General features: G+C 61.5%; 29 protein-coding genes. 11 read left to right on the top strand and 18 right to left on the bottom strand.

Features of this window, described 5'->3' with window-relative positions; genetic code table 11:
• Nucleotides 1-91: 91 nt before the first annotated feature.
• The 12 genes from NW860_RS02800 to NW860_RS02745 all read right to left on the bottom strand — a co-directional run bounded on the left by NW860_RS02800 (nucleotide 92) and on the right by NW860_RS02745 (nucleotide 9,893).
• Nucleotides 92-811 carry a Stp1/IreP family PP2C-type Ser/Thr phosphatase gene (locus NW860_RS02800; protein ID WP_414512291.1) on the bottom strand — a complete coding sequence of 240 codons (720 nt, stop codon included), beginning with the start codon at nucleotides 809-811 and terminating at the stop codon, nucleotides 92-94.
• The gene (locus NW860_RS02795; protein ID WP_414512251.1) at nucleotides 811-2,532 is read right to left on the bottom strand and encodes an ABC1 kinase family protein; all 1,722 of its coding nucleotides are present in this window, start codon (nucleotides 2,530-2,532) and stop codon (nucleotides 811-813) included. The genes NW860_RS02800 and NW860_RS02795 overlap by 1 nt, the downstream gene beginning before the upstream one ends.
• A complete protein-coding gene (locus NW860_RS02790; protein ID WP_414393277.1) occupies nucleotides 2,529-2,840 on the bottom strand; it encodes a DUF6825 family protein in 312 nt (103 codons plus the stop codon). The genes NW860_RS02795 and NW860_RS02790 overlap by 4 nt, the downstream gene beginning before the upstream one ends.
• Nucleotides 2,841-2,979: 139 nt before the next feature.
• Entirely contained in the window at nucleotides 2,980-3,705 is a 726-nt protein-coding gene (locus NW860_RS02785; protein ID WP_414512249.1) for a phycobilisome rod-core linker polypeptide, read from the bottom strand.
• Between the two features lie 41 nt (nucleotides 3,706-3,746).
• Nucleotides 3,747-4,388 carry a HEAT repeat domain-containing protein gene (locus NW860_RS02780; RefSeq protein WP_414512247.1) on the bottom strand — a complete coding sequence of 214 codons (642 nt, stop codon included), beginning with the start codon at nucleotides 4,386-4,388 and terminating at the stop codon, nucleotides 3,747-3,749.
• Nucleotides 4,389-4,431: 43 nt separating this feature from the next.
• Nucleotides 4,432-5,223, bottom strand: coding sequence for a HEAT repeat domain-containing protein (locus tag NW860_RS02775; protein WP_414512245.1), 792 nt, complete (start codon nucleotides 5,221-5,223; stop codon nucleotides 4,432-4,434).
• Between the two features lie 64 nt (nucleotides 5,224-5,287).
• Complete coding sequence (locus NW860_RS02770) at nucleotides 5,288-5,533, bottom strand: phycobilisome linker polypeptide (protein WP_414393284.1); 246 nt, start codon at nucleotides 5,531-5,533, stop codon at nucleotides 5,288-5,290.
• Nucleotides 5,534-5,753: 220 nt separating this feature from the next.
• Nucleotides 5,754-6,242 carry a phycocyanin subunit alpha gene (locus NW860_RS02765; protein WP_414359365.1) on the bottom strand — a complete coding sequence of 163 codons (489 nt, stop codon included), beginning with the start codon at nucleotides 6,240-6,242 and terminating at the stop codon, nucleotides 5,754-5,756.
• A 120-nt stretch (nucleotides 6,243-6,362) separates the two neighbouring features.
• Nucleotides 6,363-6,881, bottom strand: a complete 519-nt coding sequence (locus NW860_RS02760) for a phycocyanin subunit beta (protein ID WP_414393286.1) — start codon at nucleotides 6,879-6,881, stop codon at nucleotides 6,363-6,365.
• 391 nt (nucleotides 6,882-7,272) lie between these two features.
• Nucleotides 7,273-8,088, bottom strand: coding sequence for a tryptophan synthase subunit alpha (trpA, locus tag NW860_RS02755; RefSeq protein ID WP_414512242.1), 816 nt, complete (start codon nucleotides 8,086-8,088; stop codon nucleotides 7,273-7,275).
• Between the two features lie 61 nt (nucleotides 8,089-8,149).
• The gene (locus NW860_RS02750; protein WP_414512240.1) at nucleotides 8,150-9,565 is read right to left on the bottom strand and encodes an ABC transporter substrate-binding protein; all 1,416 of its coding nucleotides are present in this window, start codon (nucleotides 9,563-9,565) and stop codon (nucleotides 8,150-8,152) included.
• Between the two features lie 79 nt (nucleotides 9,566-9,644).
• Nucleotides 9,645-9,893: a hypothetical protein gene (locus tag NW860_RS02745; protein ID WP_414512238.1), complete on the bottom strand. Its 249-nt coding sequence runs from the start codon at nucleotides 9,891-9,893 to the stop codon at nucleotides 9,645-9,647.
• 28 nt (nucleotides 9,894-9,921) lie between these two features.
• Between NW860_RS02745 and NW860_RS02740 the strand changes: the two genes are divergently transcribed.
• The 7 genes from NW860_RS02740 to NW860_RS02710 all read left to right on the top strand — a co-directional run bounded on the left by NW860_RS02740 (nucleotide 9,922) and on the right by NW860_RS02710 (nucleotide 16,654).
• The gene (locus tag NW860_RS02740) at nucleotides 9,922-10,716 is read left to right on the top strand and encodes a class I SAM-dependent methyltransferase (RefSeq protein WP_414393294.1); all 795 of its coding nucleotides are present in this window, start codon (nucleotides 9,922-9,924) and stop codon (nucleotides 10,714-10,716) included.
• Between the two features lie 92 nt (nucleotides 10,717-10,808).
• Nucleotides 10,809-12,167 (top strand): histidine phosphatase family protein, encoded by a 1,359-nt coding sequence (locus NW860_RS02735; RefSeq protein ID WP_414393296.1) that lies wholly within the window; start codon nucleotides 10,809-10,811, stop codon nucleotides 12,165-12,167.
• Nucleotides 12,168-12,177: 10 nt separating this feature from the next.
• A complete protein-coding gene (locus NW860_RS02730; RefSeq protein WP_414512236.1) occupies nucleotides 12,178-13,512 on the top strand; it encodes a dihydroorotase in 1,335 nt (444 codons plus the stop codon).
• Nucleotides 13,513-13,583: 71 nt separating this feature from the next.
• Entirely contained in the window at nucleotides 13,584-14,678 is a 1,095-nt protein-coding gene (locus NW860_RS02725) for an L-threonylcarbamoyladenylate synthase (protein WP_414512234.1), read from the top strand.
• On the top strand, nucleotides 14,648-15,178 hold the full coding sequence (gene purE / locus NW860_RS02720; protein WP_414512232.1) for a 5-(carboxyamino)imidazole ribonucleotide mutase: 531 nt from the start codon (nucleotides 14,648-14,650) through the stop codon (nucleotides 15,176-15,178). Before NW860_RS02725 ends, purE begins: the two co-directional genes overlap by 31 nt.
• Nucleotides 15,179-15,211: 33 nt before the next feature.
• Nucleotides 15,212-16,009: a hypothetical protein gene (locus NW860_RS02715; protein ID WP_414512230.1), complete on the top strand. Its 798-nt coding sequence runs from the start codon at nucleotides 15,212-15,214 to the stop codon at nucleotides 16,007-16,009.
• A gap of 96 nt (nucleotides 16,010-16,105) precedes the next feature.
• Nucleotides 16,106-16,654: a fasciclin domain-containing protein gene (locus NW860_RS02710; protein ID WP_414512228.1), complete on the top strand. Its 549-nt coding sequence runs from the start codon at nucleotides 16,106-16,108 to the stop codon at nucleotides 16,652-16,654.
• Nucleotides 16,655-16,764: 110 nt separating this feature from the next.
• Here the strand turns inward: NW860_RS02710 and NW860_RS02705 are convergent, their stop codons facing one another.
• On the bottom strand, nucleotides 16,765-17,007 hold the full coding sequence (locus tag NW860_RS02705) for a hypothetical protein (protein WP_414393306.1): 243 nt from the start codon (nucleotides 17,005-17,007) through the stop codon (nucleotides 16,765-16,767).
• A gap of 203 nt (nucleotides 17,008-17,210) precedes the next feature.
• Between NW860_RS02705 and menD the strand changes: the two genes are divergently transcribed.
• The gene (gene menD / locus NW860_RS02700; RefSeq protein ID WP_414512226.1) at nucleotides 17,211-19,019 is read left to right on the top strand and encodes a 2-succinyl-5-enolpyruvyl-6-hydroxy-3-cyclohexene-1-carboxylic-acid synthase; all 1,809 of its coding nucleotides are present in this window, start codon (nucleotides 17,211-17,213) and stop codon (nucleotides 19,017-19,019) included.
• Here the strand turns inward: menD and miaA are convergent.
• On the bottom strand, nucleotides 18,943-19,905 hold the full coding sequence (miaA, locus tag NW860_RS02695; RefSeq protein WP_414393310.1) for a tRNA (adenosine(37)-N6)-dimethylallyltransferase MiaA: 963 nt from the start codon (nucleotides 19,903-19,905) through the stop codon (nucleotides 18,943-18,945). The two genes, menD and miaA, sit on opposite strands and share 77 nt — an antisense overlap.
• 293 nt (nucleotides 19,906-20,198) lie before the next feature.
• On the opposite strand from miaA, the gene NW860_RS02690 reads away from it, so the two are divergent.
• Nucleotides 20,199-20,885 carry a hypothetical protein gene (locus NW860_RS02690; RefSeq protein WP_414512224.1) on the top strand — a complete coding sequence of 229 codons (687 nt, stop codon included), beginning with the start codon at nucleotides 20,199-20,201 and terminating at the stop codon, nucleotides 20,883-20,885.
• A gap of 67 nt (nucleotides 20,886-20,952) precedes the next feature.
• Here NW860_RS02690 and rpe read toward each other — a convergent pair whose 3' ends face one another.
• Together rpe and NW860_RS02680 are read right to left on the bottom strand one after the other, a co-directional pair.
• Nucleotides 20,953-21,663: a ribulose-phosphate 3-epimerase gene (gene rpe / locus NW860_RS02685; RefSeq protein WP_414393314.1), complete on the bottom strand. Its 711-nt coding sequence runs from the start codon at nucleotides 21,661-21,663 to the stop codon at nucleotides 20,953-20,955.
• Nucleotides 21,664-21,820: 157 nt separating this feature from the next.
• On the bottom strand, nucleotides 21,821-21,991 hold the full coding sequence (locus tag NW860_RS02680; protein WP_414405389.1) for a hypothetical protein: 171 nt from the start codon (nucleotides 21,989-21,991) through the stop codon (nucleotides 21,821-21,823).
• Nucleotides 21,992-22,092: 101 nt separating this feature from the next.
• Between NW860_RS02680 and NW860_RS02675 the strand changes: the two genes are divergently transcribed.
• A complete protein-coding gene (locus tag NW860_RS02675) occupies nucleotides 22,093-22,488 on the top strand; it encodes a VOC family protein (protein ID WP_414512222.1) in 396 nt (131 codons plus the stop codon).
• Entirely contained in the window at nucleotides 22,485-24,062 is a 1,578-nt protein-coding gene (locus NW860_RS02670) for an NAD(P)H-hydrate dehydratase (RefSeq protein ID WP_414512220.1), read from the top strand. Before NW860_RS02675 ends, NW860_RS02670 begins: the two co-directional genes overlap by 4 nt.
• On the opposite strand, the gene NW860_RS02665 is transcribed toward NW860_RS02670, so the two are convergent.
• Nucleotides 24,059-24,889, bottom strand: coding sequence for an undecaprenyl-diphosphate phosphatase (locus NW860_RS02665; RefSeq protein ID WP_414512289.1), 831 nt, complete (start codon nucleotides 24,887-24,889; stop codon nucleotides 24,059-24,061). The two genes, NW860_RS02670 and NW860_RS02665, sit on opposite strands and share 4 nt — an antisense overlap.
• A 46-nt stretch (nucleotides 24,890-24,935) precedes the next feature.
• Nucleotides 24,936-25,430 carry a DUF2808 domain-containing protein gene (locus tag NW860_RS02660; protein ID WP_414512218.1) on the bottom strand — a complete coding sequence of 165 codons (495 nt, stop codon included), beginning with the start codon at nucleotides 25,428-25,430 and terminating at the stop codon, nucleotides 24,936-24,938.
• Nucleotides 25,431-25,654: the final 224 nt, after the last annotated feature.

Here is a 25,654-nt window from a genome sequence, read left to right as displayed (position 1 = left end):
AGATGACTGGCAAGCCCCTGCTTTTCACTGCCAGCGCAACTCCCACTCGTTGGATTTTGGGGTAAGGCCAACCTTGATTGAGGGGAGGACGTCACGCGTACTCGGCAACAACGACCGTGATGTTGTCCCGACCCCCTCGCTCTTTGGCTGCCTCGATTAACTCCAGGACAAGCTGCTCCAGGTCTGGCACCTTCAAGCAATATTCGGCAATGACTTCGTCGTCCAGCTCCTCGGTTAGTCCATCGCTGCACAACAGGAGGCGATCCCCAGGAAGCAGGGTAATGGGTTGGATAGCAGGTGGCCCTGTGTCAGGCCGGCCCAGGCAGCGCTCAAGGATGTGCCGCCAGGGGTGGATGCGGGCCTGCTCTTGGGTTAACTCCCCCTGGCGAACCGAGCGAGCGACTAGGGTGTGATCTTCCGTCATCTGCTGCAGCTGGGATCCGCGCAGGCGGTAGAGGCGGGAGTCGCCGATGTGAGCACTCCAGCAATTGTTGTTGGGATCCACCATCGCCACCACCACAGTGGTGCCCATGTCTGCCCGTTGCGGGTTTTCCCGCTGATCTTTGAGAATGGCCTCGTTGGCGGCTTCCACTGCTTCGCTAAGGAGCTTGGGCGCCGGCACCATCTCCCAGCCTCGATCCAAATAGGCTCGAATGGTCTCCACTGCCAGCTGGCTGGCTACGGCTCCTGCTGCATGTCCACCCATGCCATCGGCAACGATGAAGTAGCGACCTTCCGGATCGCAGTAGTAAGCATCCTGATTGCCGCTGCGAACCTTGCCTGGATCCGTAGCGCCAGCATAGCGTCGCATCACCTCAGCCGATCCAATTCCTTTGCCTTTAAGAGTACCCTGAGCAGCGCCGCGGCAGCCAAGACAGCCAAGGCCAGGGTGACCATCGCTAAAGTAGCATGCCCAGCCAAAAATAGCTGCGTGGCGCTAAGAAAAAAAGTTGCAAACAGCACCGCGTAAGTGGTGCCCCAGCCCGTCGAGTTGAGCTGACGCAGCAGGCGTTCCGTCTCAATGGAGCGAACCCGCAGGCGCAGCTCCCCCTGTTCCAATTTACTTAAGGCCGTCTCCAGGCGGCGGGGCAGGCTGAGGCTGGTGCTGGTAAACTCTACCGCCTGGCGGCTGACCTGAGCCAGTAGGGTTTCCCTCTCGGGGTGGCTACTGTTCATGAGCTCTTCTGCAAAAGGCTTGGCCACCTCAATAAAGTTAAACTCTGGATCCAGCCCTTTTCCCAGCCCCTCCAGGGTCGTGAGGGCTCGCAGGACAAAGGTAAAGGTGGCGGGGAAGCGAAACGGCTGCTCATAGGCCAGCTCGTAGAGGTCTTCGCTGATGGCCGCCACCGAGATCTCGTCCAGCTTGCTGGAGAAGGGTTTGTCTAGGAAGTGATCCAGAAGGTACTGCACCGAGCGGCGTACTGGTGCCAGATCGGCAGTGGGTACTAGAACACCCAGCTCCACCAGCAGGGCTACCACCTGGTCGGCATTCTTGGCCACCACTGCTGCTAGCATATCTGCCAGTTTTTCCTTGATGCCGGGACGAAGGCGCCCCATCATGCCGAAGTCGTAGAAGATCAGCGTGCCATCTGGCTTGACGGCAATATTGCCGGGGTGGGGATCGGCGTGGAAAAAGCCGTCTTTGAGCAGTTGCCGCAGATAGGCCTCCGCCCCCAAGCGGGCCAAAGCCTTGCGATCCAATCCCGCCGCGCTCAGCGCCTCGTAGTCGCTAATTTTGATCCCTGGCAGGTATTCCAATGTCAGCAGACGGGGGGAGGTGTAGCGCCAGTACACCTTGGGAACAGCAATCTGGGGCATGTCGCGAAAGTTGCGGCGGAAAGTGTCGGCGTTGCGGCCCTCGTTGAGATAGTCCACCTCCTCCCAGAGGGTGCGGCGACACTCTTCGTAGATGCCAATCCAGTCGCGGCCCGCTCCACCCCACGGGGTGTGGTGCTGAAAAAACTCAGCAATGCCGCGACCGATCTCCAGGTCAATGGTAAATAGCTGCACCAAGCCCGGCCGCTGTACCTTCACCACCACTTCTTCGCCGCTTTTTAGCTTGGCGCGATGCACTTGCCCCAAGCTGGCTGCCGCCAAAGGGGTGGGATCGAAGTAGCTGTAAATCTGCTCAATGGGCTTGCCGAGCTCCTGCTGCACGATGGCCGCCACCTGTTCGTAACCAAAGGCGGGCACCTGGTCTTGCAGCTTGGACAGCTCCTCGACGTACTCGGAGGGGAAGAGATCGGCGCGGGTGGAGAAAAACTGCCCCACCTTAATAAAGGTAGGGCCGAGGTGGAGCAACGTCTCGCGGATCCAAATGGCTCGGGCGCGGCGGCGTTTAGCCTTTCGCTCTGGCGTGGGCTGCCCCCCATAGCTCCAGGCCTGCTGATCCAGCCAGAGATAGAAGAGCCAGGTCAGCACAAAGCGCCAGATGTCGAAAAGACGGCCCCAGCGGCTGTAGTTCTCTCGGGCCCACCGGTAGGCGGTATAGGGCTTAGCAGGCTTGGATCCCTTTGCTGTGCTTGCCTTCAAGCGTTTCGATTCCGGTACTTCTGCAACTCAGAGCGTAGCTGCGCCACCTCGGCCCGCAGGTCATCTAGAGTTGCCTGCAAATCCTCCACCTTGTAGGTGGACGAGGCCATTTCTTGGGTAGCTAGCGATGCTTCCGCCTCAGCTCGGGCCATGACATCCTGGGCAAAAGTCTGCCAGCCCTCCTGCAGCTCTGCCCATAGCTTGCCCACCTCCGCAGCAAGGTCGGCAAGAGCGCCTTCCCAACGCTCGCGCAGAACATCGGCCACTGCTTTGCCGACGAAAAAAGCTCGCACAACGGGATTCCTCATGCAGCCCAAGTGTTAAGAAGCATCACCCAGATTATAACGAATCTTGCCGCAGCCGAACTGCCGAGCCCCCCAGCCAAACAGCCTCGGAGCATCGGCCCGGCAGTCCCGCAAGCAATTGTCCTGGAGAGCTTGTCTAGGGCTAGCGACGGTTGGTGGTCATGTCGGGAATCTTTAGATCGAAGACGCTAATGTTTTGCCGCGCTGCCGGCTTGGGGTTGAGCATGCGAGCCATGTTGAGGAAGTTCTCCGGATCGCCGGGCTTAGGCAAGCGAACAACCCGATAGGTGCGCACCACCTCCCGAGCCGAGGGCCTCACGCCGGAGATATCCCGCCAACGGGCTCCGTAGCGGGGGGTAGCCAAGTTGGTCGGTTTCTCCGAAAGGCGGCGGCGCTGGTAGGGCACCACATCGTCCCCAAAAGCAGCGTCGTACTCCTCGCTATCGACAATGGCGTCGATAAAGCCGTCTAGGCCGCGGGTGGCCAGAATGATGGAGTACTTGATGCGCTCCATTTGGCTGTAGGTGGGCCGACCCAGGAAGCGCTGGAAGGTGATCTCAACGAAGCGGTAGTTGTCGTTGGGAACCATGACCAAGTCGCGGTAGACCTCCGACTTGCCCAGGCCCCGGATAAACTCTTTTACCGAAATTGCTCCATTGCGCAGCTGGGATTCCAGCGCTTTCTGCCGGTAGCTCTCCAGCATCAGGTGCTCGCTGAAGATTTGGCGGTAGGCGGCGCGGATAACATTCTCAATGCCCGCCGGGTCATCGGGGCGGTAGACGGGCGGAGTTTCGTCGCTGGGTACAAAGTAGCGGTTTACCCGCTCGTTTTGCGCAGTGGGGCGATCGGCAATCAACGGAAGAGACATAGGCTGTGCTCCTACAAGAAACAAACAACAAAGAAAAGAGCCTACGCCTCCCTAGCCAGTTCCTGCTGGCTTAGGCGAGCGCGGAGAGGGATCAGAGGATCCGCATCCTGCAAAGCTATCTGAAGGGCTGCCTCGGCAGCAGCTCGCAGAGAAAGTTCTCCCAGGCGGGCTAGATCCGTTAGGGCTGCAACGGCGGCATAGCGCACTCCCCAATCGGCATCCCCCAGGCATTGCCGCAGTAGCTGCAAAGCTTGCTCTTGATCGGACAGGGGTCGCTGGGCAGCCACCCGTCCCAGCCCGCGCGTTGCTGCCCGCCGCACGCTGGGGGCAAAATCGGCCACAATGGCCTCGACCAAAAAGGGGTAGGCATCCCCATGGCCAATGCGGGCTAAAGCTCGCACCGAGTAGGCCCGCGCCCCGTAGTCAAAGCCGTCAATGTTGGCCAGCAAGGGCTGTACTGCCGCTTCTCCAAAGCGCAGCACCTCCTCCAGAGCCGCCTCCCCTACAGCAGGACGGTTGAAGCCAAAAGCGCGAATGAGCAGGGGGATCCCTTCTACCTGTCCTAGGGATCCCAGGGCTCGCACCACCCCCAGCAGCTCTGCCTCTGAAGTGGCCTGCTCCAGCTGGGTAGCCAGTTGGGCCACAGCAGGAGGAAGCCCTTGTACAGCTGATGAAGAGGACATGACCAGCCTAGAAGCTAAGGTAGTAAGGTTAGAGGTTCCAGGTCTAAAACAACTTGTCCAGCTGGGGGATAATTGCCGCTGCCACCTGATCTGGCGGCACCCACCCCAACTGCAAGGCCACGTCAAACAGCCGCTTTAAGGCACTAAGGCGCAGGTTAAGGGCTACGTTGGCGGTTGCCAGCAGGGATGCCCCCGCCAGCCAGCCCGATTCAGCCAGATCAAAGAGGGCCGCCTGGCGCAAGCTGAAGTTGGGGTGGGCTAGCAGCGCCACCAAAATCTGGGTCAGCTCCTCCGCTTGGGTAAAGCGATAGAGTACCCAAGCTGCTGCCGAGCGCACTCTTTCTGAGGGGTGATCTAAGAAGGGCCGAATGGCTGCTTCCGCTTCTGTGGCGTTGAGGTGGCCCAGCGCCTCAATGAAAGCCTCCCAAGGCTGCTCCTCTTGCGACCTTAACAAAGCTAAAAGAGGCTGCACCGCTCGCCTGTCTCCCAACTGGGCTAGAGCGTAGGCCGCCTCCTCTCGCACCAGCAAATCGCTACAGCTAAGCGCCTCAATTAGCCCAGGTACCGCCCGGACATCGCCAATTTGCCCTAGAGCTTTAGCGGCACTACGCCGCAGCGGATAGCCTCCCAACGCCGTGCGATCCCGCTCGTCCTGCAGCGCCAATAGCAAAGGCTCCACTGCCCGCGCCTCGCGAGTCGTGCCCAGGTACCAGGCTGCATAGTAGCGATCCTGCGGATCGTCTCCTTGCAGCCAAGCTATTGCTTGCTCCCAGGTAAGCTGCTGGGGCAGCACCGCCGTGTTGGAGGCTATGCGAGCTGTTGCTGAACCGTTCATGTAACTAGGGCAGCTCTCTCAACGACTGCTTGCCCAGAGCCACGCTCCAGCGCAGCCAGATCCTTCACTGGGAAGTAGGAGATCCCGTAAGAGGAGTAACCCGGAGAACCTTGCCACCCATCCGGAGAATGCGCTGCATCTCAGCAGACAGCCGGCTGTAGGGAACTGTAAGCGTAGCAGTGCTGCGGCGTACCTTCGCTGAGGTGGTCAGGGCATCGGGCGGGTTAAGGAGGCCAGTGTACTCAATCTTGTAAACCCGGCTACCGGCTTCCGTTAGAGCTTCCGGGCTGCTGGTGCTTTGACCAAACATGGCTTTCCCCCGCTGTTAACACTCCCGCTTATCAAAGTCGCATGGGCAAAAAGGAGCTTTTCCAAAGTGCTATCAAGCTGCTTCGCAGCAAGTTTAGGAATGCCTTCCCTCTGGCTTGAGCCTGCAGGCAAGCAACCCGGCTTTCTCCAGGCTGCTGCCTGCCAGGCAAACTGCTAGAAGGAATTGCCCTCCTGCCTAAGGAGGCCTAGCTTAGCCTCCCCTAGCTAAGGGCGTTGATGGCGTAATCGAAGTAGATGGCAGCTTCATTGGCCGCTTGGCCCTTCAGCATGCCCAGAGCACGGCTCTTCATGTGTTGCAGAGCCACAATGTACCAGCTGGGGGAAAGGTTAAAAGCGCGGTTCACTTCCCGCAGACCGGCCACCAGGTATTCATCGAGAGGACCAGTGCCACCGGCAACCAGCGAGTAGGTGATAAAGCGCAGGTAGTAGCCGATGTCACGGGCACACTTGGCCTGGAAGACCTCGCCATGCCCCATTTCACCCGGCTGGCTCAAGTAGGGGAAGCGCTTGAACACTTCCTGCACCGCTTCGCGCACCAGCGTCTGCTGGTTCTGGGTCAACACCCGAGCCGCTTCTAGGGAGGCAGCAGCCCGCTGGTAGCGACCGCTCACCGCCTGCAGCTCGCTGGCGTTGAGAAAGCGCCCTTGATTGTCAGCAGCGGCAATTGCTTCGGTGATAACGGTTTTCATTTGCAACTCCTCAATACGTTGACTGTTAGTAAAAGCAACCAACAGGCAGCTCCTTTACTGCCCCGTTAGATTCTCGGCTGGCTATGAAAGAAACTGACCCTCGCCGAAAACCGAGATACCTTACAGAATGGCAGCAGCCGCCTTATCGAAGTAGCTGGCCACTTCGCTTTGGATTGCTGAGCAGTCGCCAGGGGTGATGCCGTTTGGATCCATGATCTTGGCCAGAGCTTCCCTCTTCATAGCCGCAATGGCATTGGCCATGGAGCTGGTGGGCACCCCCAGCGCAATGTAAGTTTCTCGCAGACCGTTCAGGCAGCGATCTTCCAGCACTGAGCTGTCCCCTGCCAAGGTGGCGTAGGTAATGTAGCGCAGGATAATCTCAAGGTCGCGCAGGCAAGCAGCCATGCGACGGTTAGTGTAGGCGTTACCGCCAGGAGCAATGAGATCTGGCTCCTGGGCAAACAGAGAACGGGCTGCGTTGACCACAATTTGGGCAGCGTTGCTGGTCATGCGATTGACGGCATCCAGGCGCTTGTTGCCTTCTGCCACCAAAGCTTCCAAACGGGCAAAGTCTTGTTCGCTTAGAAAAGCCCCACGTGCATCTGCCTGAGTAATCACCCGGGTAAAGGCGTCTTGCATAATGGCTCTCCTTTTGTTTTTTTCCAAAGTCAAGGATGAGCGACTGGCTGATCCTCTCAAAAGCCAGCTACCGAGCCTTGCTGGATGCGGAATCCGTTTCCCAAAAACCGGGGATCCCGTGGAGGTTGCTTGAAACTCCCCCACTGAAGCCCCAGAGTTTGAGATCGGTCGAGAACTCCTGCAACCTTCAGACAGCCGAGCATCCAGGTCAATTTTATAGCGCGGGAGCGATGAGGATTTTGTGAAGATTTACAAACAAGCCGACACCGAAAGGTCTAGTCGGCTGCCGAGCTTCCAGTTCTAGAGTCCAGCGAGTAGGGAATTGGCCGGCAGGGGGCTAAAAGGATGTAAATATTTGTTTCATTCCCTTTGAGGGCTCCGGCTGCAGCCGTCAAAGGTGCAGAGTTCCCACTCCTTGCAGGGCAGCCTTGAGATCGCGGCAGAAGTAGGCCATCTGTTGCAGCCCCTGGGCAGGGGTGGAAGCTCTGGTCAGCCGCTGCACAAAGGCGCTGCCAACAATGGCTGCATCTGCTCCCCAGAGGGCGATCTGGCGGGCTTGCTCGGGGGTAGAGATGCCGAAGCCCACCCCAATCGGCAGGGAGGTAGATTGGCGCAACTGCTGCAGCAAGGCAGGGAGCCGCTGCTCCAGAGTGGATCGCTCGCCGGTAACGCCGGTGGTGCTGACCAGGTAGACAAAGCCGCTGGAGTGTTGGGCGATGCGCCTCATGCGCTCAGGGGGGCTGGTGGGGGCCACCAGTAAGATGAGGTCGATCCCCTCTGCCTGCGTCGCTTCCCGCAGGGGTTCAGCCTCTTCTAGGGGTAGGTCGGGGACGACTAAGCCGGCACAGCCGGCCCGGCGCAGCTGCTGCACAAAGGTGGGAATGCCGAGCTGGTAGATGGGGTTATAGTAGGTAAAGAGGATGAGAGGGGCCTGCAGCGAGAGGCCCTGCAACCCCTGCAAAATGGCGCCCAAGGTCACGCCCCGCCGGAGAGCACGGCTAGCTGCTGCTTGGATCACCGGCCCATCGGCCAGGGGATCCGAGTAGGGTACCCCCAGCTCGATAAGATCGGCGCCGCTCTGATCCAGAACCTGCAAAGCCTCAAAGGTGGTTTCCAAGTTGGGATCCCCAGCGGTGAGGTAGGGGATGAGGGCTTTTTCACCACGGCTGCGCAGCGCCTGAAAGCAGGCTGTGATCCGAGTGGGCATGGGATCCATTCGACTCTGAGGAGATTGAGAGCATCCCCCACTGTAGCGCCTGGCGGGATCCCTAGGGGAGAGGCACGAAATCGTAGCCGGTACCGGAGCGGTTGCCGGGCTCAACCCGCACCAGCACATGGGGAGCACTGCGGTCGCCGGAGGGCAAAAAGCGCACCTCTCCCGAAGCCCCGTCCTGGAGGAGGAAGTTGGGATCCTGCAAACGGGCCAGCACAGCGTTGCGGCTGGTGGCTCCTTGGCTGAAAGCTTGCAAGAAAACCCGGGTGGCATCATAAGCCAGAGCGGTGCGCCAGCTCACCTGCCCTCCCCAGAGCTGGGCTGCCTTCTGGGCAAACTCGCGGTTGCGCGGCACCTGGGGATGCCAGGGCACCGCCACCACCAAGCCCTCTACCGCTGCTCCCCCTTCTTGCAATGTGGTGAGGCTGAAGAGCACATCGCCGCCCAGAAGAGCAAGGGGCTTACCAGCTACAGCGTTCTCGCGGGCTACGGCCAGCGCTTTTTCGGCTACGGAAGCCGTGGGAGCTAAAAAAGCTACCTGGGCTCCTTGGCCGACGGCCCTTTGCAGGCTGGCCTGGGGGTTGAAGTCCGACGCCGATAAGTCGAACTCCGCCAGCACGATGCCCCCTTCGCTGGTCAGGGTGGAGGCAAAGGCGTCCCGCAGGCTGGTACTGTAAGCACTGTTGGGGTTGTAGAAGATGGCCACCCTTTGCAGCCGCAACGTGCTGAGAGCATAACGGGCCAGTTGTGTGCCAGCCACTTGATCCGAGGGCACGGTGCGAAAAATGGCATCCCCCAGCATGCTGATGCGAGTGCTGGTGGAGGTGGAGGAGATCATCGCCAAGCCGGCAGGCTGATAAACCTCGGCTGCAGCCAGGGTGGCATCGCTGGTGTTATGGCCAATCACCCCCAAGATCTCAGGCTGCGCCACCAGGGCTTTGGCCACCGCTGCTGCTCGCTCAGGGTTATCGCCATCGTCGGCAATCACTACCCGCAGCAGCCGTCCTCCGATTCCTCCCTGTTGGAAAAGCTCCTCCTGAGCTTGCGCCACCCCGCGCAGGGTCTCTTTGGCGCGGTTGGGGTTGCTGGAGATGGGCACCACCACCGCCAGGCTCAAGGGACTGCCCTGCTGCTGGGCACGGGCATTGTTCAAGAAAATGCGAGCTTCCGGGTCGTTGCGGTTGCTTTGCAGACCCATCTCCAACACCGAGATGGCCGCGCTGAGGTTACCTTGGCGCAATAGCTCCGCCGCTGCCGTGGCCGTGGGGCTGCTATCGGCAAACAAGGTGCGCTCGCCGCTGGTCAGGAGCAGATCTTGTGCTCCACCCCCCAACCCTGGCAGCGACACCTGAGGCAGAGGGATCCCCTGCGGCCAGCGAACATAGCCCGCCCGCCAAGCACGATGACCGCCCCAGAGTAGCAATAGACCCAGGACGATGTAGACAATGGGTGGCGGAGACTTGACAACCATGATTCAGGGAAGAAAACGCCGACCTTCGGCCAGCAAAGACACTGATCGCGCCCTCAGGGATCCTCAAAAACCCGTCTTTTCAAGGACTTTCAGAGGCTTCTCGAAGAATAACTTGAGGGTGGGGACGGTAGGAAGGGCTGTTGCGGTATTGGCGCTCTAGCTGCTCCACAATGGAAATGGGAACGGATGAGGTCTCGGAGGACTCTTCTGGCGAGGTGCCGATCTGCGTCTCGGTCTCCACATTGAACTGCCGAGATGTTGCCCAAACCACTGCTGCAATCAGCAAAGGGACGATAGCGGCACCGTAAAGAAAGGCGACGATGGCCATCGGGTCAATGGTTTAGCTTTCCCCTTCCATGATAAAGGCTGTCGAGAATTACCCACTTCAGGATCCCTTAGAGCAAGCCCTATGGGACTGGCACCGAGGCCAGGCCAAGGGATCCCTGCTCTTGCATGCCTACGGCCTGGAGGGGATCCCGTTGGCGGAAGAGCCCCAGGTGGTCTCCCCAGAGGTGTTCTTCACCCAAGAGCTGCCGGAGGTGGAGGCCATGGCTTTGGATCTCTGTCGCGGTCGGGTGCTGGACATCGGCGCCGGCACGGGCCGCCACAGCCTGCTGCTGCAGGAAGAAGGGTTGGCGGTGGCTGCCTTGGATCGCTCGCCCGTGGCGTTGCAGATCATGGCCGAACGGGGAGTGCGCTGCCGCATTGCTGCCGACCTGTTCCACTGGGCAGGGCCGGAAGAGCCCTTCGACACGCTGCTATTGCTGATGAACGGCGCTGGCCTCCTGGGATCCCTAGAGGGGTTGGAGCGTTTTTTGTGCCGGGCTCGCCATTGGATTCAGCCCACCGGCCAGTTGCTTGTGGACTCTACCGAGCTCAGCGACTTCAGCGAAGAGGGCGACTCGGCGCGTCTGGAGGATCTGCTGCAGGATCCAGAGCCGACCGTTCCTAGGGACTTAGAGGGGGGGAAAGCAGAAACCAAGGTAGTGAACTTTGTGGCTGAGTACAACGGCCGGCGCGGGGATCCTTTCCCCTGGCTTTTTGTGGACCCGGAAACCCTGCTGCACTATGCCCACGCCAACGGCTGGCAAGGACAAATTCTCTACCAAGAGGCGGAGGGGGCTTTCCTAGCGCGGCTTACCCCTTTGTGAGCGGCTCATCTCTAGGGAGGCCAGCCAAACCCCACAGCAGGGCTCTAGGCGATACTCTAGTAAGGTGTTCTCGAGTTCAACCGGTGCAAACGATGGCTCAGCCTGCCCTGCGCATCCTGCTTGTGCGCCACGGTGAGAGCACCTTCAACGTCGAAAATCGCATCCAAGGTCGCTCCGATCTCTCTCGCCTCACCCCCAGTGGAGAAGCGCAGGCGCAACGGCTAGCTGAGGCCCTGACCGGGATCCCTTTGGATTACGTCTACTCTAGCCCTCTCTCCCGCGCCCTCGACACTGCCCACATTCTTCTCAAGGAGCGAGCGGGGGTCCCTTTGTTGATTAGCGAGCAGCTGCGGGAGATTGACCTAACGGAGTGGGAAGGCCTGACCTTTGCCGAGGTGAAGGAAAAGTACCCAGAAGAGTACTCCCGATGGCGGTACCATCCCGAGGAGCTGGAGCTAGGGGGACGCTTTCCGGTGCGGGATCTCTGGCAGCAAGCCCAGGGCTTTTGGCAACAGTTGGCTGAGCAGGTGCAGGCGGATCCCCGCTCAGAGCGAGGGAAGGATCCTAAGCATCCCCTCAACGTTCTTATCGTCGGCCACAGCGGCCTCAACCGTGCCCTGGTCAGCACGGCCATTGGCTTGGGGCCAGTCCACTACCACCGCCTGGGGCAAAACAACTGTGCCATTAGCGTCCTCAACTTTCCCCAGGGCCTGGGGGGGCCACCCCAACTGGAATCCTGGAACATCACCGCCCATCTGGGCCAATCCCTGCCCCAGCGCAAGCAGGGGATGCGCATTCTGCTGGTGCGCCATGGCGAGACGCAGTGGAACCGGGAGCAACGCTTCCAGGGGCAGCGGGATATCCCCCTCAACGCCACCGGCGAGGAGCAGGCAGCCAAGGTAGCCGAATTTCTGGCGGATCAGCCGCTGAATCTAGCCTTTTCCAGCCCCCTCAAGCGGCCCTGGGCTACTGCTGATGCCATTTGCCGCTACCACCCCAACCTCATTCTGCGTCCAATGGTGGAGCTGCAAGAAATCTGCCACGGCGACTGGGAGGGCAAGCTGCAGAGCGAGGTGGAGGCCCAATACCCCGGCGAGCTGGAGCGCTGGCAGCGGGATCCTGCGGCTGTGCAGATGCCCAACGGGGAAAATCTCTACCAAGTTTGGGCCCGCACCCGCTCAGCCTGGGAAGAAATTTTGGCCACTACTGCTGCTCAGTTTCCTGAAGGTACGGCAGTGGTGGTAGCCCATGATGCCATCAACAAAGCCATCATCTGCCAGTTGTTCGACCTTTCTCCCCATGCCTTTTGGATCTTCAAGCAAGGCAATGGCGGCATTACCGTCATCGACTACCCGGAAGGAAAGGAGGGTGCCCCAGTCTTAAGAGTGCTCAACCTCACCACCCACCTGTCCGGCCAGATTTTCGACTGCACCACGGCGGGCGCTCTCTAGGGGGTAAAAGATGGGATCCCCTCTCCTTGCCGACCTGGGTTTGCCAGACATTTGCCTCCAAGGGGTACGCCTGTTGGATCCCTGCCGCCAGCGCGATGGCGTGGCTGACGTTTGGCTACGTCGGGGCCGCCTCCTGCTTGTCGAGGCAACGGCAATCCCCGCCAAGATCCCCCGTCTGGACGCCGCCGGCTGGGTGCTGGGCCCAGGCCTGATCGATTTGTACACCTCTAGTGGCGAGCTGGAAGACAATGGCCTCTCCGCTGGCCGCGAGACTCTCACTTCCTTGGCAGCAGCGGCGCGGGCAGGCGGCTTTACCCAAGTTGGCCTGCTGCCCACTCCTCTTGCGGGGACGGCAGCCTTTCCCGTGCTGGATCAGCCAGAGCAGCTAGGTCGCTATCGTCGCCGGCCTGGGGATCCTCGCTGGCTGCCCTGGGCTGCCTTGAGCTTGGGTGGCCGGGAAGAAGCTCCCAGCCCTTGGGGAGAGCTGGCCCGCGCTGGAGCCATTGGCTTTGTGGCCCGGCTTGGGGGAGCAGAGTCGCTGCGCTCCCTGGCCCTGGTGCGACAAGCTCTGGAGTACTTGCGGCCCTGGAACAAGCCCCTGCTGGTTTGGGCCTGGGATCCCACCCTAGGTGGTTCGGGCAGTCTCTACGAGGGGGTATGGGCTCTGCGCCTGGGGCTAAAGGGCATCCCAGCCAGTGCCGAGACCGCCGCCCTAGCCCGCCTCCTGGAAGTGCTGCGCAGCGTTCCCTCGCCGCCGCCAGTGCATGTGATGCGCCTCAGCCAAGCCCGCAGCCTGGAGCTTATCCAGCAGGCGCAGGCAGAGGGGCTGCCGGTTACCGCCAGTACCACCTGGATGCACCTCCTCCTGTCGGAGGAAGCTGTCTTCGAGCGCGGCTACGATCCCAACTTGCGCCTACTGCCTCCTCTTCCCCGTGCCGCCGACCGGGAGGCCCTCATTGCCGGGATCCGCAGCGGTAGCCTGGGCATTGCCGTCGATCATGCCCCCTACACCTACGAGGAGAAGACCCTGCCCTTTGCCGACGCACCCCCTGGGGCCATGGGTCTGGAGCTGGCCCTGCCGCTGCTGTGGCAGAACTTGGTGGAGACGGGAGCGCTGACGGCGCTACAGCTCTGGTCGGCCCTTAGCCTCTACCCGGCCCGCTGCCTGGGGTTGGAGCCGCCCAGCCTGGAGCCCGGCAGCGATTGGGTGCTCTTTGATCCAACCCATACCTGGACAGTTTCGGCAGCCACGCTCCGCTCCAACTCGCAGGCCACTCCCTGGCTGGGCAAGACCCTACGCGGCAGGGTGCTGCACACCCACGTGGAGGAAGAGAGCAAGCGCTGAGCTGCAGAAGGAGACATTGCCCTCCCCCTGGCTTGACAATGGAGGTAGGAAGGGGATCCCCAGCTTGCCCAATGCCAACGCAGATTCTTCCCCCCACCCCCGAGCACCTTGCCCTAGCCGCTGAAGCCCTGCGGCAAGGTCAACTGGTAGCCATGCCTACGGAGACGGTGTACGGCCTGGCGGGCCACGGCTTCAACGAACAGGCGGTGGCCACCATCTTTGCTGTCAAGGAGCGCCCCCGTTTCGATCCCCTGATCTTGCACCTGCCAGCTGGGGTCTGCCTTGAGGCGCTGGACGGGGAGCTGGTGGATCTGTCGGCTTTTACTGCCGCCGCCCGCGCTCGGCTGGGATCCCTTGTCGACACCTTCTGGCCGGGCCCGCTGACGCTGGTGCTGCCCAAGGGACCCCGGGTGCTGGATCTCGTCACCAGTGGCTTGCCTACAGTGGCGCTGCGGATGCCTGCCCACCCCGTGGCCCAGGCTTTGCTGCAGGCAGTTCAGGTGCCTCTAGCTGCCCCCAGCGCCAACCGCTTTGGCCGCCTTAGCCCCACCTCCGCCCAGGCGGTCTATGCCGAGTTGGCGGGGCGGATCCCCTACATTTTGGACGGAGGGGAGTGCAGCGTGGGCTTGGAATCGACCGTGCTTAAGCTCAGCCCTGACGGCACGCCCACGCTGTTGCGCCCTGGCGGGATCCCGCGGGAAGTGCTGGAAGCTCATCTCGGCCTGCCCCTCCAGACTGCACCGGACAGCAACCTAAGGCCCGAAGCACCGGGAGGGCTCAGCAGCCACTACGCCCCCACCAAGCCCCTCTGGTTGTTGCCTGTTGCCTTTGACCAGCTCCGCCCTGAGGAGTGGCAGCGGTTGCGGCAGGCGACAGCTGAACATGCCCACCTGGGCGTCCTCAGTTTCTCAGCCGATGCCCAGGCGCTGGCGGAAAGCTTTGCCCACCACTGGCCGGGAGTTGCGCTGACCTTTGAATGCCTGGGGCCGGATCCCGCCGCGGCAGCGCGGGCTCTCTTTGCCAGCCTGCGCCGCTTGGACGAAGGGGCAGCCACCCTGCTGCTGGCTGAGCCCCCCCCGGTTTTGACAGGGCTGGGCTATGCGATTATGGATCGGCTACGACGGGCCAGCAAGCCATGGAAGACTCCCCTCTTGTCGCCATCGTAATGGGCAGCGATTCGGATCTGCCCACCTTGGCCCCCGCCGCTCAGGTGTGCGAGGAGTTTGGGATCCCCTATCTCCTCCAGATCCTCAGCGCTCACCGCACCCCCGAAGCGATGGTGGAGTTTGCCCGCAGCGCCCACACCCGCGGCATCCGCGTCATTATCGCCGGCGCTGGCGGGGCGGCCCATCTGCCGGGGATGGTAGCCTCCCTTACCCCTCTGCCAGTCATCGGGGTGCCGGTGTTCAGCCAGTCCCTGCAGGGGCTGGACTCCCTGTATTCGATAGTGCAGATGCCCAAGGGGATCCCCGTGGCTACCGTAGCCATTGGCAACGGCTATAACGCTGGTCTCTTGGCGGTGCAGATCCTAGCCAGCGGGGATCCTGAACTGCTACAGCGGGTGCTTGCCTACCGGGCAAGCCTCAAGCAGGCTGTGCAGGAGAAAAATGCCCAGTTGCAAGCTCAGGGGTGGAAAGCCTATCTCCGCTCTGCCGACAGAGCATAATTAAAGCGTTGACCTGTCTTGGCAGAGAAAAAGTTGGGAGAGTTGCCAGCGGTGAAGAAGGGATCCAGTCGCCCCTCTTCTGGCCAGGGATCCTGGCAGGAGTATCTTCAGCGGGTTCAGAAAGGGGCAGAGGAAAGGGGAGCTCAAGCGGCGGGGTGGCTGCTGGGGGGATCGCAGGGGCGGGTTTTGGCGGTGTCAGGCTTGGCGTTGGCGGGGCTAGCCTTTTGGCACTGGCGCCTGGCCCTTTCCCTAGCAGTGGGCACTGGGGTGATGCTAGGGGTGTACGCGGCTTGCAGCCCTGAGTTTAGCCGCCGCTGGCAGGAGTGGCAGGCTTGGTTTCGCCAAGCTGACCGCTCCCTTTTGCTAGCCGTTACTGGTGGGGCAGCCGCCACCCTCGGCACCTACCTTGTGGTCTCAATCTGGGCAGAAGCCAACCAGCGCTGGCTGGCCACGGGCGCCATTGTGCAGGGGCTAGCCACCTTTGCCTTGCTGTCACTGCTGTTTTGGGAGTGGCTCAGCCGCCGGCAAGAGCGGCAGCGTTCTCAATGGGAGCGGGATCTTAGCGACATTGCTTCCCCCGATCCCTACAGGCGGCTGCTGGGGGTACGCCGGCTGCAGAGCCGCCTGCCCCATCTGGATCCCGAACAAACTCGGCTGGCAGTGGATTATCTGCGCCTGGCCCTTGACCAAGAAACCGTGGCCGTTGTGCGGGAGGCCCTCTTGGAAGCCCTGCAGGGATGGGGGATCCTGCGCCGCCTTAACGATTTGACCAGTCCCAACCCAGCCGAAAGCAGCGGCGATCCCTCGGCAAGCCGCAGAGGCAACGCCTAAACAGCTAGCAGCTCCACCACGGGAAGTAAGGAACTCGAGCCAGAGGCTGTCCGTCGTAAAGAGTGTAAACCTACTCTTTACGGAGGGTTACATTCCATGGTTCGCAAGCTCTTCACGCTCTCTTTAGCCGTTGCCTCGGCCACGGTGTTGGCTGCAGCTCCCGGAGTCCAGGCTAGCAGCCCCAGCCCTAGCCCAGCGCCTGCAAGCGCGAAGACTGCGGCTCCTGCCCAAAAAGCCAAAACCATTGTGGATGTTGCCACTGAGGCTGGCTCCTTCACCACCTTGCTCAAAGCCCTGGAGGCTGCTGACCTGGTGAAGACGCTCTCTGAGGAGGGCCCCTTCACCGTTTTTGCCCCTACTGATGAAGCCTTTGCGGCCCTGCCGAAAGGCACGCTAGACGACTTGCTCAAGCCAGAAAACAAGGAGAAATTGAAGCGAGTGCTCAGCTACCATGTCGTGTCTGGCGAGCTTCTCTCTCAAAATCTAGAGGCCGGTAAGGTGACTACCCTTGCTGAAGTGCCGGTGGAGATCTCCGTCAAGGATGGGATCCGGGTCAACGACGCCAAGGTGGCAACCCCCGATCTCAAAGCCTCCAACGGCGTTATCCACGTCATTGACAAAGTCCTCCTGCCACCGGAGAAATAGTCTTCTCGGCCTTGCAATCCTAAATCTAAGTCTGTAGAAAGCCTTCCTAGCACCCCCAGCTTCAAGGCTGGGGGCTTCAGGCGCGATCCCTGGCTTGGCTCTTGGGATTCCTACAAGTCAATACCAACGCTGGAGTTGTAGATTGCCTCCACCGACACACCGGCCACCCGCTGGGGACGCACGATCATGTACTCATTGTCCATTTGCTTGGGCAAGGTGATGAACTCGTCCCCACCCACCATCAGTTGGTTGATCAGCTCTGTGTATTCTCTGGCTTCCTTGACCCGTACCTGCAGGGTCTGACCCCCTTCCAGCATGATGTGAACGAGGTAGCCATCGGGTTTTCTGGGCATGGGCGCTCCTGCTTGGCTGCAGCAAAGGTCGATAAACATTATTCCCCCCTTCGAGAAACTTGACCAACCTCCGGCTCCTCCTGTCGGCAGGAGGCCATAACAAGCGGTGGATAGGAGAGGGGGCTTCCCCGGGGTGGTCGATGGGCCTACAGTAACAGGATGTGCCCATTTTGGGTTCTCTCCCGCTACCTCTTGTGGCTGGAATGGCTGACACGCCTTGCCCTCAACGGCTGGACTGGCGCAACCTCAACACCCTCTGGGGATCCGTTTTGGCCGAGACCTTGAGCCGGCTGGGCTGTCGGGTGGCGGTGGTGTGTCCGGGATCCCGCTCTGCCCCCCTCACCTATGCTCTGGCGCAGCACCCTGAGATCGAGGCCATTCCGGTGCTGGATGAGCGGTCGGCGGCCTTCTTTGCCCTTGGCTTGGCCCAGCAGTTGCGGCAGCCCATCCCGCTAGTGTGTACCTCTGGCAGCGCCGGCGCCCATTTTTTCCCCGCTCTCATCGAGGCGGCAGAAAGTGGTTGGCCACTTCTGGTTTTGACGGCGGATCGGCCGCCGGAGCTGCGCCACTGCCGCGCCGGGCAGACCATCGACCAGGTGAAGCTCTACGGCCACTACCCCAACTGGCAGGCGGAGCTAGCCCTGCCCAGCGCCGACCTAGAAGCTCTGGCCTACCTGCGCCAGACCGTCATTCACGCCTGGGAGCGTGCCCTCTACCCTTTCCCGGGTCCAGTGCACCTCAACGTGCCTTTGCGGGAGCCCTTGGCTCCCATTGCTGACAGCAGCACCGCGCCCCTGGCCCGTTGGCAGAAAAATCTGGAGTTTGAGAAGAGCTTTTTTCGGGGGGTTGCTCCGGCCGGATCTTCCTGCCAGGCGCTGCGGGGCAGTCTTCAGATGGAGAGGGCTTCCTTTTGGCAGGAGTGGTGCAGCTGTGAGCGGGGAGTGATCTTGGCAGGGCCGGCCCAAGCGGCGGATCCCCGCGCCTACGCTGAGGCAGTGGCCCGTCTGGCCCTAGCCCTGGGCTGGCCGGTGTTGGCAGAAGGCCTTTCCCCCCTGCGCAACTACGCTTCCCTTAACCCCTACCTCATTACCACCTACGATTTTCTCCTCCAAGGAGAGCAGCCCCATCTTTGGCCAGAGCAGGTGATCCAACTGGGACCCTTGCCCACCAGCAAGGCCCTGCGGCAAACCCTGGCCCAAGTCCAACCCCGCACCTGGCTACTCGATCCCCGACCCCAGAACGCCGATCCTCTCCACAACTCCACGACCCACTTGCCCTTTGCCTTGGAGGAGGTGGCGGCAGGGATCCCGGCAGGCAAAGCCAAAACAACCGCTTTTCTGCAAGCCTGGCTGCAGGCGGAAGCAAAAGCTCGGGTTGAGCTGGATCGGCTGCTGGCAGCTCTGCCGGAGTGGTTTGAGGGCAAGATTGCCTGGTGGCTGGCCCATCACCTGCCGCCGGAGACGCCGCTATTTATTGCCAACAGCACACCGGTGCGGGATGTGGAGTGGTTTTGGCCACCCAACGACCGCCATATCCGGCCTTACTTTAACCGCGGCACCAACGGCATCGACGGCATCCTCTCGACCGCCTTTGGGGTGGCCCATCGCCAGCGCCCGACGGTGGTGCTGACCGGGGATCTGGCCTTTTTGCACGACTGCGGTGGCCTGCGTCTTGCCCAATGCCTTCAGGGATCCCTGACGATTCTTCTCATCAACAACCAGGGGGGCGGTATCTTTGAGCTCTTGCCCATTGCCAAGGCGGGTCGCCAGGAGCCCAACCCTCCCTTTGAGCCCTACTTTGCCACCCCCCAGGCCGTGGATTTTGCCCTCCTCTGCCAGGCCCATGGCATCCCCCACCGGCGGATAGAGACCTGGGAGGAGCTGGCCCAAGCCTTAGATCCCTTGCCGACCCAGGGGGTGCGGGTGTTGGAGATCCTTACGGATCGGCGGGCGGACGCGCAGCGACGGCAGGACTGGTTTCAGCGCTGGTCTGAGCGGCCATCCACGCCGTAACCCGGCTCCAGATTTGCTCCGGCAGATCCTCGGCCTCGCAGTCCAGCCATTGGATCCCTGGCATGGCCCGAAACCAGGTCATCTGCCGCTTGGCAAACTGGCGGGTGCGCCGCACAATCAAAGGCTGCAGCTCTGCTTCTGGGATCCGCCCTTCTAGATAGGCGCCAATCTCCGCGTAGCCCAAGGTTTGTAAGAGGGGCAGGTCTGGCCCGTAGCGCTCCCGCAGCGTTTTCACCTCCTCAATCCAGCCTGCTGCCAGCATTTCTGCCGTGCGCCGAGCAATGCGTTGTTCCAGACGGGGCATTGGGCAGCGCAGCCCCAAGATGAGGATGGGGTAGCTGGGAGGATGGGCCTGCCTCAGGCGGGAAGCTGGCTTGCCGGTGGTGTAGATGATCTCCAAAGCCCGCAGGGTGCGCACCGTGTCATGGGGATGGATGTGCTCGGCGGCAACGGGATCCAACTGCTGCAGCCAGGCGTAGCGGATCTCGGGCGGCCACGTCTCTAGTTGAGCGCGCAACTCGGGCTGCGGCGGAACTGCCGGGATCCCCAACCCTGCAGTAATGGATTGGATGTAGAGCCCCGTCCCCCCCACCAGAATGGGAGTCTGTCCCTGCCGATGGGCCTCGGCAATGCGCGACTGGGCCGCCTGCTGAAACTCGGCCACGGTGTAGGTGTGGCGGGGATCCACAAAGTCCATCAACTCGTGCGGCCAGAGGGCTCGCTCAGCGGGGGTAGGCTTGGCAGTGCCGATGTCGAACTCCCGGTAGACCTGGCGAGAGTCGGCATTCAGCAGAGGGGATCCCAGCCGCTGGGCCAGCAGCAGCGCCTGACGTGACTTGCCAGTGGCGGTGGGGCCGGCGATAACAATTAGCCCTGGAGTTACCATGCCGAGGGTGTTACTGGTTGCACTGGGTGGCAGACATTCAGAACCTGCAAAAATTTATGCAAGGCAACAAAATTTCTAAAAGGCTTTAGCTCTGTGGCTAGAATAGACTTCCCAACAGCTTTGGGCTCTTTGAAATTGCGGTGATCTCATCTTACGTTCCAGCTTTTGTTGGGTTGGACACTCAGCTTAGGCTGTCTCTCCAGCTCCCGAGGCTAGCCCCATGGCTGCTTGCCTGGGTCAAGCCTGGTCTCGGCTACCTGGGCTGGGCAGTTGGGGCAGGGGTCCTAGCGGCGTTGCTGGCGTGGAAACCTTGTCCAGCCCTGGCGGAAGTTTTGGTGCTCAAGCAAGGAGAAGTGCGCACTCTGCCCTTGTTGCAAACGCGGGCCCGACCCTCCTTGCAGATGGAGATGCTTTATCTAGGCATGGTGGAGGAGCGCTTCTTAGGCTACGCCCACGCCAACAACTGGGAGACTATTTCCAGCGACCGAGAGGATCCCCGCTGGAGCCGCTGGCAACTGCGACCGGGCGGTGAGGCCCTCTATCCGCCGGATGCCCCTTCGTCGCGGGATCCCTTAGAGCCCCCCCTCTATGCCCGTGGGTTTTATGTAGAGGCCTACTTCATGGGCGGGCGGCTAGTGGGGATGCACCTCATTTACAATCCGGAAGAGCCAGGCTTCAATTTCAGGCAACTGCAAAGGCTTGTTCGCGCCTGGTTTCCCGATAACCGCCTAATGTTGCACTACCAGGTGCTGCCAGAGGATCCCGACCAGCATGTCCTAAGGGCCTACTGGGGCACCATCCCTCCCCCTTACCTTGCCGACATTCAGCGCAACAGCCGCCTGCCCTTCTGCCAGGTTTTTTTCAGCCCTACCTCGCCTCAGCCGCTTGTTCCCCCCTCTGCGCCTCCTCACTGCCTAGGTCAAGCTGAAGCAGGTGCCTCCCCTGCCGCTGCCCAGAAGAAGACGGCCGCTCTGCGCTAAAGCTTTGCGCGGGCTAGGGCTTGAGCTGAGGCTGCTTGCGGCGTTGCCGGCCTACGGGAAGAAAGCCCTAAACCGTCACCAGCTCGGGGCGGCGGCTGTGGCGAATGGCGCGAATGGCTTCCCCGTAGTCCTTGGCCTTGAATACGGCTGAGCCCGCCACCAGGGCATTGGCCCCCGCCTCGATGACCTGCCAGGCGTTGCTGGCCTTGATGCCGCCATCCACCTCGATCCAGGGATCCAAGCCCCGCTCGTCGCACAGGGCCCGTAACTGGCGAATCTTGGGCACCACCGCCGAGATGAAGCTCTGGCCGCCAAAGCCAGGGTTGACGCTCATGATCAACACCAGGTCCACCAGATCCAGCACGTACTGAATCAGCTCCAGAGGGCTGGCCGGGTTGAGCACCACACCTGCCTGTTTGCCCAGATCCTTGATTTGGCTGAGGGTGCGGTGCAGGTGGATGGTGGAGCTGGACTCGGCGTGAACGGAGATGATGTCGGCCCCCGCCTTGGCAAAGTCGGCCACATATTTCTCCGGCTCCACAATCATCAGGTGGACATCCAGAGGCTTGGCCGTAACCGGGCGCAGCGCTTCCACCACCAGCGGGCCGATGGTGATGTTGGGCACAAAGCGGCCATCCATCACATCTACGTGGATCCAGTCGGCCCCCGCCTCGTCCACTGCCCGCACTTCTTCCCCCAAGCGGCTAAAATCGGCTGAAAGAATAGAAGGGGCGACGACAATCGGCTTTTGCCCAGAAGCTGCTGAGGGCTGAGTCATGGTGAGTACCCAAGGTGTAAACCGCAAAACAGGGGAGCCTGCTCCTCTATGGTACGGAGTTTGATCCCCTTTGCAAAGCACCACCCGGCTTCTAGGGGATCCCGACAAAGCCGGCCCTGGCCAGTTGCACCCTCCGGAAAACTTGGGCCAGAGGCTCTCAGCGATCCGGCGGCTGCGCGTTGCTCTGAGGCTCTGGAGAGGCTTGCTCTGAGGGAGCTGGCTTCACCTTTTCTTCTAGCCGCAGGGCAAGCTGCTGCAACTGCATATAGATGCTGTTGACGGCCAGCATGGCCAGGACAGTGCCGAAAAACTTGGTGCGGGATCCCATAGACCAACCCCTGGGCAAGGCCAAACACTCGTTGCCCTAGCTCCAACTTAGCGCACAGGCGGAACAGACCCTCAGAGAAGAACTTCATTAGACCTAGCGTCATGACTGCCTATCGGCACCTACATACTGCCCTTTGGGTTAGCGATCTGGCCAGGGCTGAGCATTTCTACGGGACGGTGCTCGGGCTCCCCAAAGCAGAGCGGTTTCCCTTTGACTTTCCCGGCGCTTGGTACCAGGTGGGCTCCTCTCAGATTCACTTGATTGTTACTGAGGAGCCGCTTGGGCAAGGGCAGCCAGCCAGTGGGGGCAGCAAGGCGAAGTGGGGGCGCCTTCCCCATGTGGCGCTGGGCGTGGAAGACCTGGAAGCGGTAAAGGCCCGCCTGCTGCAGGCAGGCTACGAGGTGCAGCCAAGCGCTTCCGGGCGAGCGGCGCTGTTTGTTCGGGATCCCGACGGGAACGTGATCGAGCTAAGCTCCCTAAGTCCTCCTCAGCCATGACTGCGATGACAGAGCCCCATTCGCCCCAGCGGCGCGGCGCCCTGCCCCTCTTTGACCCCTCCACCGCCCTGGTCAGCTCGGCCCAAATGCGCTGCCTCGAGGAGCAGATCTTCGCTGCCGGCATGCCTGTGGCCGCTCTCATGGAAAAGGTGGGCCTGGCCGTTTTTGCCCAGCTGCGGCAGGATTTCCCCCATGCGCAGCGCATCGGCATCCTCTGCGGCACAGGGCACAACGGCGGCGACGGCTTGGTGGTTGGACGAGAGCTGCGGCTGGCCCAAAAGGGGGTGAAGGTTTGGCTGGGCAAGCCAGATGATCTCAAACCCCTGGCTGCCGACCACGCTCGCTATCTCAGGACGCTGGGGGCGGAGTTTGTGGATCGGCTGGAGGAGTTGGCCGACTGTGACCTGCTGATTGACGCCCTGTTTGGCATTGGCCTAAACCGGCCCCTGGGGGATCCCTGGGCGAAGGCAGTGGAGTGGGCCAACGGCAGCGGCATTCCCATCCTCAGCCTGGATCTGCCCTCTGGCCTCAACGACCAGACAGGCAAGATCTGGGGCTGCTGTATCCGCGCCAGCTACACCTATGCCCTGGGCCTCTGGAAGCGGGGCCTGTGGCAGGAGGCGGCTCTGCCTTGGGTAGGACAGCTGCGTCGCATTGATTTTGGGATCCCCCCTTGGGCCTGCCCGGCGGAGGCGGTTCCCCAGTTGTTGCTGCAACCCTGGCTCCATTTCCCCCCCGACCCGCCCTTGGACACCCACAAGTACCGCCAGGGATCCCTGCTGCTGGTAGCAGGCTCGACGGCCTATGCCGGGGCGGCAGTGTTGGCCGGGCTGGGATCCCGCGCCAGCGGCGTGGGCATGGTAACCCTAGTGGCGCCGGCGGAGTTGAAGGAGCTGATCCACAGCGCTTTGCCGGAGGTGTTGGTGCACCCCTGGGAAGGGATCCCTTCTTTGCCCCCAGTGGCTGAGAAGCCCTTCCAGGCGGTGGCGGTGGGGCCAGGCCTTGGGGAAACCCGCCAGCTGCTTTTGGAGATCTTGCTGCGGGATTGGGCCGGGATCCCCTGGGTGATCGACGCCGATGGCCTCAATGCCTTAGCGGAGATGGGGGTGGAGCGCCTGCCAGAAAACGGGATCCAAGCTATCCTCACCCCGCACCTGGGGGAATTTCGCCGGCTTTTTCCTGGGATCTCGCTTGAGGATCGCCTCGAGGCAGCCCAAAAGGCAGCAGCCCAGAGTGGGGCGGTGGTGGTCTTGAAGGGGGCACGGACGATCATCGCCTCTCCCACAGGGGAATGCTGGGTAAACCCGGAGAGCACACCGGCCTTGGCTCGCGGCGGCAGCGGCGATGTTTTAACTGGCTTAATTGGTGGACTAGTGGCGCGCAGAAGGGCCCAACTGGGTCAGGCGATGGGGATCTCAGAGCTACTGAGTTGCGCCTGTGCCGGGGTGTGGTGGCATGCCCAGGCAGCTATCCAGCTGGTGGGGGAGCGGGGTCCGACGGGGGTGGATCCAGTCCACCTAGCGGAGCACCTGCCCAAAGCGCTGCAGATTCTGCGGGGACAGAAGTCGGTCTAAGGTTGCAAGAACCCCAGCGCCAGTCCCAAGAAAATGAACAGGCCAAAACCCATCCGATAGACAACAAACAGCCAGGTGCTGCTGCGCTGCAAAAATCGAATGAGCCAATCGATGGACCAGTAGGAGAAGACAAAGGCCGAGAGCGTCCCCAGCCCCTGCGCTAGCAGCGCCTCTGTCCTGAACTCGGAGACGAACTCCTCTACCCCGGCCAAAAAGAGGGCGGGGATTCCCAGCAAGAAGGAGTAGCGGGCGGCAGCCGAGCGCTGCAAATCGAGCAACAGAGCCGCCGTCAGCGTCACGCCGGAGCGGGATACCCCTGGGATCAAAGCCAAGGCCTGGGCCAGCCCCACCCAGATCCCGTCCCAAATGCCTAGGCTGTCTAGGCCTCGCCGGCGATTCCCCACCCGTTCTGCCCAGCCCAAAGCCAGGGCCAAGCCAATAGCGGCAGCAGCAATCACCCACAACTGGCGGGGCGGAGATCCCCAAATGGCCTTGACGGCCCATCCGGCCACCACAATCGGCAACGTTCCCACCAGGATCCCCGTGAGCAGCCGCCAAGACTCCTGCTGGAAGTCTCGCTCTTGCCAAGCCTTCCAGGAGCCAAGGAGCAACTGGCGCAGGTCAGAGGCAAAGTAGATCAACACTGCTCCCAGACTGCCCAGCTGGATCACCGCCGCAAACGAAGCTCCCGCATCTGGCCAGCCCAGCAAAGCTGGAAACACCCGCAGGTGGGCTGTGCTGCTGATGGGCAGGAACTCGGTGATCCCTTGCACCATGCCTAAGAGCAGGGCCTGCCACCAATTGGGATACCAGAGGTCGGCCAGCACCAAAGACAATTTCTCTCTTAGACTGGCGTCTGGAGAAGAGTTCCCCTCAGAACGTGAGCCGCTCGGGATCGTCGATGGTAATCAGCCAGTTGCCCACCTTGCGGAAGAGGGGGTTGGGCTCTGTCCCCCGCACCCGCGCCTCTACCCGGTAGATGCCAGCAGCGGAAGGATTGCGCACATTGGAGAGCACCAAGCGGATCTCCTGGCCGGCGGCAATGGGTTGACGGGCTACCACCTCCAAAGAGCGAAACTCCTCGTTCCAGTACACTTCCGCCAGCTCCACCGGCTTGCCCTCCGCCTCTAGGCGCACATTCTTCGGGTCGATGACGGCATCGAAATTGCTATCCGCCTTGATCTGCACCTCTGCCACCGCCACATTTTGGGGTGGGATCTTCAGGCGATAGCGATCCAGCCGACCGCGAATGCCGCGAAAATCCAGCCGATAGCTGAGGACAGGCACCCCCTCGCTGCCAGTGATGACAAAGCCCGACTGCGCCTTTGCCGAAGGGAGGAACAGCAGGGATCCCACTAGGCCTGCCAAAACCAGCCTTGCCCCCAGCCGGGGCCAGCAAAGACTCTGGGAATACTTCACCGCTCTCAACACCCAAGCTTCCCGAAAGACTTCGACTCAAGCAACCCCTGCTGCCGACCGAGCAAGCAGCAAGGCCATGAAGATGGAATCAAGTTGCTGTCTATTGTAAGGGGGTGAGATCCGCTCTGAAAGACTTATACAACGCTGGACAAAAGCGGACTTTTGCTCCAGGT

It is taken from the genome of Synechococcus sp. F70.1, assembly GCF_047502745.1.
In the GTDB taxonomy this organism is placed as follows: Bacteria; Cyanobacteriota; Cyanobacteriia; order Thermostichales; family Thermostichaceae; genus Thermostichus.
Note: the sequence above shows the minus strand (reverse complement) of the source record. Positions and strands in the feature narration are given on the sequence as shown.

Coding starts and splice junctions, on each gene's coding strand:
- NW860_RS02775 (WP_414512245.1), bottom strand. CDS start 5,223: ATGAACGGTTCAGCAACAGCTCGCATAGCCTCCAACACGGCGGTGCTG.
- NW860_RS02800 (WP_414512291.1), bottom strand. CDS start 811: ATGCGACGCTATGCTGGCGCTACGGATCCAGGCAAGGTTCGCAGCGGC.
- purE (WP_414512232.1), top strand. CDS start 14,648: ATGGAAGACTCCCCTCTTGTCGCCATCGTAATGGGCAGCGATTCGGAT.
- NW860_RS02760 (WP_414393286.1), bottom strand. CDS start 6,881: ATGCAAGACGCCTTTACCCGGGTGATTACTCAGGCAGATGCACGTGGG.
- NW860_RS02670 (WP_414512220.1), top strand. CDS start 22,485: ATGACTGCGATGACAGAGCCCCATTCGCCCCAGCGGCGCGGCGCCCTG.
- NW860_RS02675 (WP_414512222.1), top strand. CDS start 22,093: ATGACTGCCTATCGGCACCTACATACTGCCCTTTGGGTTAGCGATCTG.
- NW860_RS02725 (WP_414512234.1), top strand. CDS start 13,584: ATGCCAACGCAGATTCTTCCCCCCACCCCCGAGCACCTTGCCCTAGCC.
- NW860_RS02770 (WP_414393284.1), bottom strand. CDS start 5,533: ATGTTTGGTCAAAGCACCAGCAGCCCGGAAGCTCTAACGGAAGCCGGT.
- NW860_RS02780 (WP_414512247.1), bottom strand. CDS start 4,388: ATGTCCTCTTCATCAGCTGTACAAGGGCTTCCTCCTGCTGTGGCCCAA.
- NW860_RS02730 (WP_414512236.1), top strand. CDS start 12,178: ATGGGATCCCCTCTCCTTGCCGACCTGGGTTTGCCAGACATTTGCCTC.
- rpe (WP_414393314.1), bottom strand. CDS start 21,663: ATGACTCAGCCCTCAGCAGCTTCTGGGCAAAAGCCGATTGTCGTCGCC.
- NW860_RS02735 (WP_414393296.1), top strand. CDS start 10,809: ATGGCTCAGCCTGCCCTGCGCATCCTGCTTGTGCGCCACGGTGAGAGC.
- NW860_RS02680 (WP_414405389.1), bottom strand. CDS start 21,991: ATGGGATCCCGCACCAAGTTTTTCGGCACTGTCCTGGCCATGCTGGCC.
- NW860_RS02785 (WP_414512249.1), bottom strand. CDS start 3,705: ATGTCTCTTCCGTTGATTGCCGATCGCCCCACTGCGCAAAACGAGCGG.
- trpA (WP_414512242.1), bottom strand. CDS start 8,088: ATGCCCACTCGGATCACAGCCTGCTTTCAGGCGCTGCGCAGCCGTGGT.
- NW860_RS02750 (WP_414512240.1), bottom strand. CDS start 9,565: ATGGTTGTCAAGTCTCCGCCACCCATTGTCTACATCGTCCTGGGTCTA.
- NW860_RS02745 (WP_414512238.1), bottom strand. CDS start 9,893: ATGGCCATCGTCGCCTTTCTTTACGGTGCCGCTATCGTCCCTTTGCTG.
- NW860_RS02740 (WP_414393294.1), top strand. CDS start 9,922: ATGATAAAGGCTGTCGAGAATTACCCACTTCAGGATCCCTTAGAGCAA.
- menD (WP_414512226.1), top strand. CDS start 17,211: ATGGCTGACACGCCTTGCCCTCAACGGCTGGACTGGCGCAACCTCAAC.
- miaA (WP_414393310.1), bottom strand. CDS start 19,905: ATGGTAACTCCAGGGCTAATTGTTATCGCCGGCCCCACCGCCACTGGC.
- NW860_RS02710 (WP_414512228.1), top strand. CDS start 16,106: ATGGTTCGCAAGCTCTTCACGCTCTCTTTAGCCGTTGCCTCGGCCACG.
- NW860_RS02790 (WP_414393277.1), bottom strand. CDS start 2,840: ATGAGGAATCCCGTTGTGCGAGCTTTTTTCGTCGGCAAAGCAGTGGCC.
- NW860_RS02705 (WP_414393306.1), bottom strand. CDS start 17,007: ATGCCCAGAAAACCCGATGGCTACCTCGTTCACATCATGCTGGAAGGG.
- NW860_RS02765 (WP_414359365.1), bottom strand. CDS start 6,242: ATGAAAACCGTTATCACCGAAGCAATTGCCGCTGCTGACAATCAAGGG.